The 13,116-nt window shown below is 46.9% G+C and carries 12 protein-coding genes and 1 riboswitch; of the genes, 6 read left to right on the forward strand and 6 right to left on the reverse strand.

Annotated elements, in window-relative coordinates; genetic code table 11:
• Positions 1 to 3: 3 nt before the first annotated feature.
• On the reverse strand, positions 4 to 1,920 hold the full coding sequence (locus tag AC3WTP_RS09270; protein WP_492394319.1) for an FtsX-like permease family protein: 1,917 nt from the start codon (positions 1,918 to 1,920) through the stop codon (positions 4 to 6).
• Positions 1,895 to 2,659 carry an ABC transporter ATP-binding protein gene (locus tag AC3WTP_RS09275; protein WP_492394493.1) on the reverse strand — a complete coding sequence of 255 codons (765 nt, stop codon included), beginning with the start codon at positions 2,657 to 2,659 and terminating at the stop codon, positions 1,895 to 1,897. The genes AC3WTP_RS09270 and AC3WTP_RS09275 overlap by 26 nt, the downstream gene beginning before the upstream one ends.
• A 191-nt stretch (positions 2,660 to 2,850) precedes the next feature.
• On the opposite strand from AC3WTP_RS09275, the gene AC3WTP_RS09280 reads away from it, so the two are divergent.
• The gene (locus AC3WTP_RS09280) at positions 2,851 to 4,062 is read left to right on the forward strand and encodes a NupC/NupG family nucleoside CNT transporter (protein ID WP_492394320.1); all 1,212 of its coding nucleotides are present in this window, start codon (positions 2,851 to 2,853) and stop codon (positions 4,060 to 4,062) included.
• Between the two features lie 93 nt (positions 4,063 to 4,155).
• Here the strand turns inward: AC3WTP_RS09280 and AC3WTP_RS09285 are convergent, their stop codons facing one another.
• The 3 genes from AC3WTP_RS09285 to AC3WTP_RS09295 all read right to left on the reverse strand — a co-directional run bounded on the left by AC3WTP_RS09285 (position 4,156) and on the right by AC3WTP_RS09295 (position 6,977).
• Positions 4,156 to 4,383, reverse strand: coding sequence for a DUF2642 domain-containing protein (locus tag AC3WTP_RS09285; protein WP_492394321.1), 228 nt, complete (start codon positions 4,381 to 4,383; stop codon positions 4,156 to 4,158).
• Positions 4,384 to 4,470: 87 nt separating this feature from the next.
• Entirely contained in the window at positions 4,471 to 6,582 is a 2,112-nt protein-coding gene (locus AC3WTP_RS09290) for a methyl-accepting chemotaxis protein (RefSeq protein WP_492394322.1), read from the reverse strand.
• A gap of 104 nt (positions 6,583 to 6,686) precedes the next feature.
• Positions 6,687 to 6,977 (reverse strand): hypothetical protein, encoded by a 291-nt coding sequence (locus AC3WTP_RS09295; RefSeq protein WP_492394323.1) that lies wholly within the window; start codon positions 6,975 to 6,977, stop codon positions 6,687 to 6,689.
• Positions 6,978 to 7,176: 199 nt separating this feature from the next.
• Positions 7,177 to 7,277: riboswitch (purine riboswitch) on the forward strand.
• 167 nt (positions 7,278 to 7,444) lie between these two features.
• Between AC3WTP_RS09295 and AC3WTP_RS09300 the strand changes: the two genes are divergently transcribed.
• The 5 genes from AC3WTP_RS09300 to AC3WTP_RS09320 all read left to right on the forward strand — a co-directional run bounded on the left by AC3WTP_RS09300 (position 7,445) and on the right by AC3WTP_RS09320 (position 12,427).
• Positions 7,445 to 8,017: a xanthine phosphoribosyltransferase gene (locus tag AC3WTP_RS09300; protein ID WP_492394324.1), complete on the forward strand. Its 573-nt coding sequence runs from the start codon at positions 7,445 to 7,447 to the stop codon at positions 8,015 to 8,017.
• Positions 8,018 to 8,063: 46 nt separating this feature from the next.
• On the forward strand, positions 8,064 to 9,422 hold the full coding sequence (locus AC3WTP_RS09305; RefSeq protein ID WP_492394325.1) for a nucleobase:cation symporter-2 family protein: 1,359 nt from the start codon (positions 8,064 to 8,066) through the stop codon (positions 9,420 to 9,422).
• A 176-nt stretch (positions 9,423 to 9,598) separates the two neighbouring features.
• Positions 9,599 to 10,804, forward strand: a complete 1,206-nt coding sequence (gene chrA, locus AC3WTP_RS09310; RefSeq protein WP_492394326.1) for a chromate efflux transporter — start codon at positions 9,599 to 9,601, stop codon at positions 10,802 to 10,804.
• A 46-nt stretch (positions 10,805 to 10,850) separates the two neighbouring features.
• Positions 10,851 to 11,165: a DMT family transporter gene (locus tag AC3WTP_RS09315; RefSeq protein WP_492394327.1), complete on the forward strand. Its 315-nt coding sequence runs from the start codon at positions 10,851 to 10,853 to the stop codon at positions 11,163 to 11,165.
• A 239-nt stretch (positions 11,166 to 11,404) separates the two neighbouring features.
• A complete protein-coding gene (locus AC3WTP_RS09320) occupies positions 11,405 to 12,427 on the forward strand; it encodes a potassium channel family protein (protein WP_492394328.1) in 1,023 nt (340 codons plus the stop codon).
• A 59-nt stretch (positions 12,428 to 12,486) separates the two neighbouring features.
• Here AC3WTP_RS09320 and AC3WTP_RS09325 read toward each other — a convergent pair whose 3' ends face one another.
• Positions 12,487 to 13,086 (reverse strand): nitroreductase family protein, encoded by a 600-nt coding sequence (locus AC3WTP_RS09325; protein WP_492394329.1) that lies wholly within the window; start codon positions 13,084 to 13,086, stop codon positions 12,487 to 12,489.
• Positions 13,087 to 13,116: the final 30 nt, after the last annotated feature.

Raw genomic sequence — 13,116 nt, forward strand, 5'->3', positions numbered from 1 at the left:
GCATCAGTTCACCGCATCACGCAGATGATTGATATACCGCCAACGAATAACTAAGAAGTATATGATCTGGGCGATCGTAAAGCCAGCCAACACCTTGATCGTTTCTCCAACGATTGACAATTGGATCAAGCTTTGAAGCGCTGTAAAGGCAAACACACTGTGAATGATCGCGACCACGATCGGAATAAAGAACAGCAGCAGCAGCTGAGATGTAGCAATCTTGCGCAATTCTTTATCCTTAAGCCCGATCTTCCCAATCGCCTTATAATGAGCTTTATCCTGCTCAAGATCAGAGTACAAACGGAAGTACAGGAAGCTTCCCGCTGCGATAAAGAATACAGCGCCTACCAATAGTGCAGACATCATCATAATGCTGTACAACTGCCGCTGCATGGACGCCACCTCAGGGAGAGAGCTGAAACTGTATAATGGAGCCTCTCCTTTGAGATCGGAATCGTAATAAACATTCATTTGCTCATCATACAGCTTGGACAACTCCGTGCCGATCCCCTTGGCATCCTCCCACTTCTTCACCTTATAGCCGGTGACAAATGTCCCTTCAGAGCTGCCTTTCAGACTGTTATACTCATCGTCGCTGACAATGATTGCATTGTACATCGTCCTATTATCAGCAACCAAGCCCTCAGCTACTCCGTTAATCTTAATGGTGATACCTTGTTCTTTAAAGTTGACCGTTCGATCAGGCTTTTTCTCCTTATCATAATATAAGGGGTGCACAATTAATCTTGCTTCATTGCCGGTAAGCTCCTGCGCAGGATAATTGAACAGGGTCGCCAGCTTGTTATAGGTTGAATTACTGATGAGCGTAATCTCGTTATCATTCTCAGATAGCTTGAGATTCAACATTTCGTAAGTTGTCTTATCATAAGCGACCTGCTTATCCTTCAACTCCTGCTCCAGTGTACTAAGATGCTCTGCCTCCAGCTTATTGCCAGGATGAGATACGTAATTGAATGTGAATGGATAATCATAATCCAGCTGTTTATAGTAAACTCCGAAAGAAGACAATGTGCCGAGCGCGCAGAAAGCGACCGTCGAAACGATACATACCATAAAGAACATACGCGCATTATCCTTCATTCGATAGGACAGGTCCGATAAGGTTAAGATATTCGTCTTCCGCCAGAAGAAGGAGCGATTGCGTTTTAACATATTAATGATAAACACACTTAGCTGTGAAAATAAAAAATACGTGCCAACAATCGTCATCACGATAACCGGGATCATAAGCAGTCCAATCGTTGCCGGGATGGCTGTAGCAGCTAATACATAGCTTCCGATCAGAAGCACAGCGGCAAGCAGCGATAGCAAGATGGAGGCCTTGGGCTCGGGCTTCGGCTTATTCGTGCCTTGCAGCAATTGAATGACCTTCCGCTTGCTGACCATAAATCTGGTTAAGAAGGAGATCACCATAAATAAGATGAAGAAGGAACCGATCGTCAACCAGAACGCCTTGGGCGCAACATAGAACGGTAGACGAACATCCATTACGTTAGAGCCGATCATCAACGCTAGTTTAGAGCCTATCAGCCCCGCTCCAATTCCCGTTAAGATTGCGGCTAAACCGATAATCATATTTTCCAAAAATATAAGTCTATTCATCTGGCGATGGGACATGCCCTGAATCATCAGCACCCCGAATTCATGCTGACGCGTCTTGAGGAACGCACTGACAGAATACAAGATGAAGAAGAAAGAGAACACGTACACGATCCACTGCGCACTGCTCATCGCTGTAACTGCAACCTGCTGAATCAAGCCCGCTTTCATATCAGGATGAAAGGCAATAACCGAATAGATGAAAAAGATCATGACGGAAAATGCGCTGCTCAAGAAGTATGCCGCATACGTTCGCTTATTGCGAAAGACATTTCTAATAGCGAACTGTCGAAAGTTCACGGTCGTCACCTCCAAGCATTGCGAGAGAATCCATGATGTGTTGATACAGCAGCTGGCGGTTGCCGCTAGACGTGATCTCGTTGTACAGCTCTCCATCTTTAATGAAGATGACGCGATCGCAGTAAGAAGCTGCGTATGCATCGTGCGTAACCATCATCATCGTCGTCCCGTCCACTTTGTTAATTCGCTCAAGCGTCTCCATCACATCGCGAGATGACTTGGAATCCAGATTGCCCGTAGGCTCGTCTGCCAGCAGCAGCTTAGGCGCATGAATGATCGCGCGCGCGATTGCGCATCTTTGCATTTGACCGCCTGATATTTCGTAAGTGCGCTTGTTCAAGATCTCCTTTATTCCTAAACGCTCAGCCAAAGCATGAGCATCGGCTCTCATCTTGTTCACACTTACGCCTTCCAATGTGAGAGGCAGCACGATATTTTCCTCAACCGTGAGCGTATTCAGCAGATTAAAATGCTGAAATACGAAGCCCAGCTCCTGTCGGCGGAATGATGCAAGCTTCTCCTTCGACAATTGATGGGGGCTCGTACCGTTAATCAGCACCTCTCCCGTGGTAGGTGAGTCAATCGTGGCAACCAGGTTCAGAAGTGTTGTTTTTCCGCTGCCCGACGGACCCATGATCGCCACAAACTCACCTTTCTGTATCGATAGCTGAATTCCCTTGAGAACAGGTGTATTCACTTTTCCCTCATACGTCTTGACGAGATTTCTGATCTTTAGCATTTCCACTTGCGTTCATCTCCTCGAATTGTTTCTAACCACAGGATAGCGCAAATGGATATGAAATGAATTGGATTATCCTTTCATTACCCTTTCAATAATGTCACCTCCATGAAGGATGCATAAGGCAACCCATCATCCCTAATACTACCTTCATATGACAATTTGTTGGAAGTTCGGAAAGGAGTACTCGAATGAACTATGTATTTGGAATATTGGGTATTGTTGTTCTACTCGGCATCGCCTTCTTGTTCTCAGAGAAGAAGCGCGGCATCAACTGGAGGACAGTAGGCGGCGCGCTGCTCATTCAGCTTGCATTCGGATTCATCGTACTGAGATGGTCTACAGGCCGAGCCATATTGAACGGCATATCTAAAGGTGTCGACAAAATCATCAGCTATGCGAATGAAGGAGTCAAGTTCGTATTTGGCTCAGCGATACCAGTTGATGGATTCGTATTCGCCTTTCAGGTGTTAACAATCATCATCTTCTTCTCTGCGCTGATCTCGGTCCTTTACTATTTGCACATCATGACATGGGTCATTCGCTTCATTGGCGGGGGCTTAAGCAAATTCTTAAAGACGAGTAAGGCCGAATCCCTCTCAGCAACGGCTAATATATTCGTCGGTCAGGTAGAGGCTCCGCTCGTAGTTCGCCCTTATCTGAATTCGATGACGCGGTCTGAGATCTTTACGGTCATGACAGGCGGAATGGCTTCGGTGTCCGGTTCGGTGCTGGCGGGATACGCATTGATGGGCGTACCGCTCGAATACTTGATTGCAGCCAGCTTTATGTCTGCGCCAGCGGGCCTGCTCGTTTCGAAGCTGTTAATTCCCGAGACAGAGAAGCATGAGGAACAGAATATCGAGGTTGAAGAAGTCAGCAAGTCAGCCAACGTCGTTGATGCAGCGGCAGGCGGGGCAGTAGATGGACTTCAGATTGCGCTGGCTGTAGGCGCCACCCTTATTGCCTTTATCGGCTTGATAGCCCTGCTCAATGGTATACTTGGAGGCATAGGCGGATGGTTTGGCTATCCTGAATTTTCATTACAGGGCATACTGGGTCTAATCTTCTCGCCGATCGCCTACATCATCGGTGTTCCATTGAACGAAGCTTCTATAGCAGGCAGCTTGATCGGTCAGAAAATAATCCTGAATGAGTTCGTAGCCTTCTCAAGCTTGGCTCAGCTTAAAGATACGATCACACCTCGCACGCTCATGATTACGAGCTTCGCATTGTGCGGATTCGCGAACTTGGGCTCGATTGCAATTCAGATCAGCGGTCTGTCATCCATGGCGCCTGACCGCAGAAAGCTGATTACACAGCTTGGCTTCCGATCCGTTCTGGCTGGAACGCTTGCCAACCTGCTGAGCGCTTCGATTGCCGGCATGTTCTATGTCCTGTGACGAACAAGTCCTGCTCAGCCATTTTGTAAGCACAGCACATAAACGCCCGCATGCTTCACGAAGAAGCTGCGGGCGTTATTCATAAATCATTTTTTATTCTGCGATATTCCATACCCTATGTTTATTTCGAAAAAGTAAGGTGTTATCACCTTCTTTGAGCACCACATGATCCGGATTGCTAGCCGCTGCATTATGGCGAAACGCGCCGCGAAACCTTTTCATCGCGGCCTTCTGAATCGTTCCGTCCTGCAGGGATTGCATGACATAGGGATCTACCGGATATACCATGTGTGCAGCCAATATCGACTGTCTCTGATTCAACACTTTTCCACCTTCCCTATTTAATGGCGGTTCACTTCATTCTTATGAATGGTGATCGCCGATTATGAAGGGACAAGTGCAATTAACTTAGTCGAAACGGAAATGTGTCAACGAATCCTTCAATTGTGTTGAGACATCTTCCAGCTGCTGCGACAATTCCACAAGTCGTGAGGAGATATGAAGCTGTTCACCGCTCAAGGATGCCACTTCTTCCGAAGTAGCGGAAGCTTCTTCCGCAACAGCGCTGACATTCGACATCGCTTCTACTAACGTGAATTGCGCTTGATGAAGCTGCTCGATCGAACCTGTCACATTCTCCAGATTGCCAATCATTCCGCTCATCTGATTGCGTACCTGTCCAAAGATGCTGTCCGTTTCCTTAACAGATTCGGATTGCTTCTCAAATATAGGGAATACCGAGGACAACGCTTCGATCGTTTCGTTTATCTCTTGCTGAATGCGCTCGGTTATCTGGTTCACAACATCAATCGATTGATGCGATTGATCCGCCAGATTACGAATTTCATCCGCAACTACCATAAAGCCTTTACCAGCGACCCCTGCTCTCGCTGCTTCAATTGTCGCGTTAAGCGACAGAATATTCGTTTGCTTCGTCATGTTGTTCAATACGTCCATGATCTTGCGGATCGAAGCGGCGCTGTCGCTTAATTGATGAACGCGTTCTGCCAGCGAATGCATCAAGCTGCCGGTTGACGAAGTGCGATCCATAAGCTCGCTCATATTCGATGCTCCAAGAGAACTGGAATGATCAACTTCCTGAGCAGACACGTCCATAACCTTGTTCGCTTCCAGCACCTTCTGCATCTGCGAAGCCATATGAGTTGTCAGATCATTGCCGCGTTCCGCTTCAACTGCTAGACTTGTAGCTCCCTTCGCGATCTCTTCTGTTGCGACTGCGATTTCTTTGGCTGAGATAGCTGTCGATTTAGATGCCTCTGATAGAGAAGAAGCCGTCTCAAGTACGGATCTAGCGCTGTGCTCCGTCTGCTTCACGAGACCAGATATCTGTTCCATCATCGTATTAAATGCCCCGGACAGTTCTCCGATCTCATCCTTAGTCTTCACTTCTGCGCGAACTGAAAGTCGGCCTTCTGCTCCTTCCTTCATCAAGCCGCTGATCGTCTTCAGTGGTTTCGAAACCATTCGCAAAATAAGCGAACCAATGATTAACGCCAGAATGGTAGCAACCGCAATGCTGATAAAGGTAACGATTAGAATCATATTGGCATCCTTATAGAGCTCTTTCTCTGGAATAGAACCAAGCAGGAGCCAATCACTGCTTTTAACCTGATGGTAAACGTTAAGTACTGATTCGCCTTCATCTGATTTTGCTTTTTGGGAACCCGTCCAGATTTTACCTTCTTCCACAGGATCTGGCATCATCCAGCTAGGTACCGTCTCCTTTAACTTCACGCGATCAGGTGAGTATATGTACTGTCCTTTATCATTAATAAGTTGAAGAGTTGAACCCTCTCCTGTGTCAAGCCCTAACAGCAAGCGTTCGAGTGCGGCGTACTTAATCTCGACAACGACGATACAATCGCCCATCGTTGAAGACGTGTTCTTCATCGATCGCGCAAGTGCGAAGGTGGCTGACTTCGTGCCGTCGATTCCATTCACCATCGTTGGAATCCACAACACATCTCCGCTCAAGCTCTTCGCCTCTTCATACCAAGCATTCTGAGCTAGGTCCTTCGTAATATCCTGCTTACCCTGTGTAGCGGTAAAGGTTGGCTGCTCAGGATCCAGTGGAATGAGATACAAGTTTTCAATTAGATCGTTGCCCATCGTATAATTTTGGAGTGCCTGATGCAATTGGCTCACCGCTTGAAAATAGTCAAATGAATCTTTATCTGAATAATTGACCAGAGATAATTGCGATGATACGTTCTTATCGAACATAACCTGCAGGCTCAGCTTGTTGTACTGGTCTAGCAGCATGTCAACCTTCTCAGCGCCTTGAATCATCGTCTGGTACGTTGATTCTGTAACTTTCTTCTCAATAGCCGACTTGGAAACCGAGTAAGAAAGCATACCTACTATAAATACAAATAAGACGATGCTGACAACAAAAATGGTGAATAACTTGCCTCCGATTGTTCGAATTGGACTCTTAATCATTTTCAAGTTTGAAAACGTTTTCTTATTCAACAACTTCTCGCGAATTCCGCGGTTCATGATTGTCCATCTCCCTTTTCTACGCTAATAGGTTGTCCTTGTGATAACAATAACTATGCCCTCGTTATATCAACAAGGGCAATCGTTCTCCCAACGCACGAGGTTCAAGTCAGTTCCCGATCAAAAGCCTCCACGACATTCAGATCCACAACTTCAATCTCTCGGTAAAACTGAAAATCGGGATGCTCCTCCACCAGCTTCTCACGCGCTGCTATCTTCAGATCAGATACATCCATAGACTTATCTGATCCGATTACGATTTGATCCACACGTTCTTTCTCACTGTAATCAAAATCAACTGTTCGACATGTCACATCAACAATGTGCAAGTATCGACCAGGATGATAGCCGACATGCTTAAAGTGCTTCGAGATTGCGCTATAAGCTACTTCCAAAGTTATTCCACTCTCCTTGCTAAGCATCAATAATTTTAATATCGGTAATCAGACCTATTTTCAAAAGACCTTTTCAGAACTAAATCTCCAAAATGTATTTTTTTTAGGAATTACGGTCTACTAATTCATCAATTTCCTAATTAGACCTCTTTCTTCACCTATTAATATCGGTTATACTGAATAGGTCTTATTGAACCCGAATATTCATTCTTAATATTCTCGTATATATGCAGGAATTGGCCTGCATGTCTCTACCAGATCACCGTAAATGATCGGACTACGGGAGCAATTCCATATTACTTTAACATGAATTGAAGAAAGTTCATGCCTATCATATGAACTCGTCTTCATTATTCTCTGTTTATGGAATAGACTTCTATAGCCCGATGCGGTCAGTGCCTCTACAGGTTGCTGCCCATCGGGCTTTATTTATTTTCAAATAACTTACTAGGTGGGAACAACAGATCATGCAGATGCTAAAAGACAAAATTAGGAATGAAGGTATCGTCTTGAAGGATACCGTACTCAAAGTAGATTCCTTTCTCAATCACCAAATGGATCCTGGTCTTATGCTGGAGATGGGTCGCGAATTCGCGAAGCGCTTTGCAGATTCCAACATTACAAAGGTGCTGACGATCGAATCCTCCGGTATTGCTCCTGGGCTGATGGCTGCAATGGAACTGAACGTTCCACTTGTGTTCGCGCGCAAGCAGAAGTCATTAACGCTGACAGAGGATCTGATTGTTACGAAAGTGCATTCCTTTACAAAGGGAGTTACGAACGATGTCACTGTTTCGCGCAAATACGTAACGGCGGATGACACAGTGCTTATCATTGATGATTTCTTAGCTAATGGAGAAGCAGCATTTGGACTCGCTCACATCGTAGAACAGGTTGGCGGCAAGGTTGCCGGTATCGGCATCGTGATCGAGAAATCGTTCCAGCCAGGAAGAGCTAATCTGGATAACGCAGGCTATCGCGTAGAATCTCTTGCGCGCATTCAGTCATTTGAGGGCGGCAAAGTTCACTTCGTCGAATAGTCGAATAATAGATAGTTTTAGATATTTCTAGGGGGGTTATACAGCCATGTCATCCAATGAACGTGTGTTTCAACGCAATCGCCATCCGTTCAAGACGTTCTCACTCGGATTGCAGCATGTATTGGCGATGTATGCCGGAGCAGTCATTGTACCGTTGATCGTTGGGGGAAAACTCGGATTTACACAAGAACAGTTAACGTATCTCGTCGCCATTGACTTGATGATGTGCGGTGTTGCTACCCTGCTGCAAGTATGGAAAAATAAATGGTTCGGTATCGGTATGCCCGTAGTGCTGGGATGCGCCTTCCAAGCGGTTATTCCAATGATCACGATCGGTACTGATTACGGCATTTCCTATATTTACGGTGCAATTATCGCTTCTGGCGTGTTCATCTTCTTATTCGGCGGATTGTTTGGCAAGCTTATTCGCTTCTTTCCTCCAGTCGTTACAGGTTCAGTTGTTACGATTATCGGGTTGACGTTGATTCCAGTTGCATTTACTGACTTGGGCGGCGGCAATAAAGACGCATTAGATTTCGGAAGTCCCGAGAACCTGCTTCTCGGCTTCGGTGTGCTCATCTTCATCATCTTGATGAATCGCTTTTCCAAGGGTTTCTTGCGTTCCGTATCCATACTGATCGGACTGATCTTGGGTACGGTTGCGGCATATTTCATGGGCATGCTTGATATGAATAAAGTAGCAGATGCTGAAGTTTTCCATATGGTGAAGCCGTTTTTCTTCGGTACTCCACAATTTGCAGTAACACCGATTCTGACGATGATTATCGTGGCGATCGTGAGTGTGGCTGAATCAACAGGCGTGTTTATGGCGCTTGGAAAAATATTAGAGCGTGATGTGACTTCCAAAGATCTAGCGCGCGGATATCGCGCTGAAGGATTGGCGATCACACTCGGCGGTATATTCAATGCCTTCCCTTATACGACATATTCGCAGAACGTAGGCTTGCTTCAGATGAGCCGCATCAAAACACGTGACGTAGTCGTGGTCGCGGGCTGCCTGCTCATATTGCTCGGCTTCGTGCCGAAGATCGCAGCATTAGCGACGCTTATTCCCCCTTCCGTATTGGGTGGAGCGATGGTAGCGATGTTCGGGATGGTCGTTTCTTCTGGATTGCGCATGCTTGGCTCTGAAGTCGATCTGAACCGTCACGAGAACTTGTTTATTATCGCTTGCTCCGTTGGCATGGGTCTTGGTGTTACAACGGTTCCGGAATTGGTCGCGAAGCTGCCTTCTACCTTGCAGATCCTAACAGGCAATGGTATCGTTGCAGGTACCTTCACCGCCATTCTGTTGAACATCGTGTTTAACGGAGTTGGCAATGGTAAGCAGAGTCAATCGGATATTCAGGAAGCAGATTCTGGAGCAGGAGAAGGAGCAGCTTAGTCCTCCTGTGTCACATGTGAATAGCGTCATGCGGCAGCAGTTCAAGGTGTAAACCTTGGGGCTGCTGCTTTTCTATATTGACCGCTCCTTTACAAACTATTAAAGTAAGGATGGTTCATCTTCTATTATGATGGTAGTTGGATAGTCATCAACTGGATACAAGGAGTTGAACAATTGTGCCATCCTCAGCCAATCCTCCAACTATACGTCGAGGAGCTGTATTATTAGAATTATTTCGTGTATCGCTGCGGCTCGGACTGACTTCATTCGGCGGTCCGACTGCACATCTTGGATATTTTCATGAAGCTTATATTCGAAGGCGGCAATGGCTCGATGAGAAGGCATATGCTGAACTGGTCGCGCTATGCCAGTTCCTGCCGGGGCCTGCCAGCAGTCAGGTCGGCATCGGCATCGGCCTGCTGCGCGGCGGCATCCTGGGCGGCATCGTAGCCTGGCTAGGCTTCACGATGCCGTCCGTCATCGCGCTTGCAGCATTCGCCTGGCTGCTGCAGGGCGCGGATGTTAGCGCGGCGGGCTGGCTCCACGGCCTGAAGATCGTGGCCGTGGCGATCGTGGCCCATGCGGTGCTTGGCATGGGCCAGAAGCTTGCCGCGGGGCGCGCCCGCGCCAGCATCGCCGTCGGCGCCGCTTCGCTTGCGCTGCTATGGCAGGCCGTTTATGCACAGCTCGCGATTATCATCGCGGCTGGCTTGCTTGGCCTGCTGCTGTTCCGCAAGCAAGCGGCGCAGGAGGCGCCGATGCTGGCGATGCCAGTCAGCCGGCGCACGGCGTACGGCTGCCTCGCGCTGTTCGCGGCGCTGCTTGCCGCGCTGCCAATAGCGGGAGCACTCTATCCAGAGAGCCTGATCGCGATGGCGGACAGCTTCTATCGCTCCGGCTCGCTCGTATTCGGCGGCGGCCACGTCGTGCTGCCGCTGCTTGAGCGCGAATTCGTGCCGACCGGCTGGATCGACGCCGAGCAATTTCTGGCTGGCTACGCTGCTGCGCAGGCGGTACCCGGCCCATTGTTCACCTTCGCCAGCTATATCGGCATGGCGGCTAGAGGCATCGGCGGCGCCATCATCGCCACCATCGCGATCTTCCTGCCCGCGTTCCTGCTTGTCGCAGGCGCGCTGCCGTTCTGGAACACCATCCGCGGCAATGCGCGGATGCAGCAGGCCATGACCGCGATCAATGCCGCGGTCGTCGGCATACTGCTCGCCGCCTTGTACGATCCGCTGTTTACAACAGCCGTACAAGGCGCCGCTGACTTTTCGCTCGCAGCAGTGCTGTTCGTGCTGCTCGCATACTGGAAACTGCCGCCATGGCTCATCGTGCTGCTTGGTGCGTTCAGCGGCACACTTATGGCCTTGTGGGCCTAATTCACGGCCCCCTTATTTCATTTAGTCGCTAAGGAGATGCCAAATTATGTCTTATATCTGGCTTGCGATTGCCATCGCGAGTGAAGTCTTCGGAAGCTCGATGCTGAAGTATACGAACGGCTTTACCCGCTTCCTGCCTTCAATTGGGGTTATCATCGGTTATGGACTCGCCTTCTATTCTTTATCGTTGGCGCTGCGATCTATCCCGCTTAGCTCCGCCTATGCGATCTGGTCAGGTGTCGGTACGTTAGCAACCGCGATTATCGGCTTCCTGCTGTTCAAGGAGCAGATTACTTGGACAGGTGCGCTTGGCATCCTGTTCATTATTGGCGGAGTCGTACTCTTGAATTTATCAAAATAAATGAAACAGCTATTTTTCATCTAATTCACTTTAGTCCAATATACGACAAGAACCTTCAGCACACTGGTCACAGCAGTGTCGAAGGTTCTTGTTTTTAGACCAATATTTTACATCAAAATAAAACTATTTGCTACTTCATCAAGCCTTTATCCGTATTGTTTATGTGTTCACCTTATTTCAGCATAATAACTGAAACCTTTAACAAGTAAGCATACTGACATTAGGAGGTAACTATTACTTTGATATATTTCTTACGCCGTCTATCTATTCAGATGCTAAAGATTGAAAACTGGGCGCTGGCTGTATTCACACTACTCTTCCTTTTCATAAGCGCTTCAGCTGCATATTTGCTGGAGCCTGAAACGTATGGAACCTGGTTTACCGCACTCTACTGGGTTCTAACCACGATGGCTACAGTCGGCTATGGCGACTATTCTCCTCATACCACAGCAGGAATGGCGCTAACCATTTTCATCTATATATTCGGCATCGGTCTGTTGAGCTTGATTATCGGAAAGATCATCGATGGATTAAACAAATTTCATAAGCGAAGGGAGTCAGGCAGATTGCAGTACCTAGGCAAAAATCACATTGTCATTATTAATTGGAGTAAAAAGGCTCAGTATGCCGTTGAAGAACTGTTGGAAAACGATCCCAAGATCGAAATTGTCATCATCGATGACTCCGACAAACATCCATACATGCACTCGAATGTACAATTTGTAAGCGGTGATCCAACCTCAGAAAGCACGCTCCTCAAAGCTAACATCGATAAAGCAAGGTCGGCCATTTTGTTTGCTGACGCCCGAATTGACGACCCCTCTCTTATGGATGGCAAGTCATTATTAATCGCTTCCGGTATTGAGAGCATAGCTCCTGAGGTGCATACCACAGTTGAAATTATGCAGGAGAAACATATAAAAACCTTTCTTCACATCCAAGTGAATGAGTTCATTCTTTCATATAATGCTGTGTCGCGTCTTGCCGCTCGCTCAGCACTTCGTGAAGGGAACATCGACATTATCACTCAACTGTTAAGTAAGCGGAATGGATCTAATATTTATTATGTTCCTAAAAAGAGTGAATGGAAGACTTATCAAGATGCATTTCATCATTTGCTGATGCAAGGTGCTACACTCATATCAGATCGCAATGATATGACGATTAACTGCAAGCTGAATGAAACCATTCCACATGATGCTAGACTTTACGTCGTATGTGATCCTGAGGTTCATCAAAAAATAATCGCAAACGGAGATTGAACCCAAAAGCCCCTCACTGATATTGATCAGGAGGGGCTTTTTTTGCACCATACTACTTATTACTTATATACTTTCACGCGCTCCTCTACAGGCGAAAATTGTTTTTCACCGGCTGGTGCTGTAGGTTTACCGAATGGCATCTGTGCCGTAAGCTTCCAAGAAGCTGGAATATTCCATTCCTTCTTCACTTCTTCGTCAATCAATGGATTGTAATGCTGCAAGGTTGCGCCGAGGCCTTCAAGCTCCAGTGAAGTCCATACTAAGTATTGCAGTATTCCTGTTGATTGCTCGGCCCAGATTGGAAAATTATCTTTATATAGGCTGTATTGCTGCTGCAGAGACTCAACGATCGATTCATCGTTAAAATACAATACAGTTCCATAACCCGCTTTGAACATATTCATCTTGTTCTGTGTATCAGCAAATGAATCAGCTGGAACGATCTTACGTAGCGTTTCAGTTGTAATATCCCACAGCTTATCATGTTGTTCTTTAAGCAATACAACTGCTCTTGTGCTCTGCGAATTAAATGCAGTCGGAGCGTGTTTAATCGCCTCTTCAACAACTTCTTGAATTCTTGCATCCGAAATTGTAGACTCCTTGCTAATCATGTACATGGAACGTCTGTCCTTCATTGCTGTGTAAAAATCTTTAGACATATGAATTTCTCCTTCAAATGTAATGTATTT

It is taken from the genome of Paenibacillus sp. EB106-04-04-XG159, from assembly GCF_058791835.1.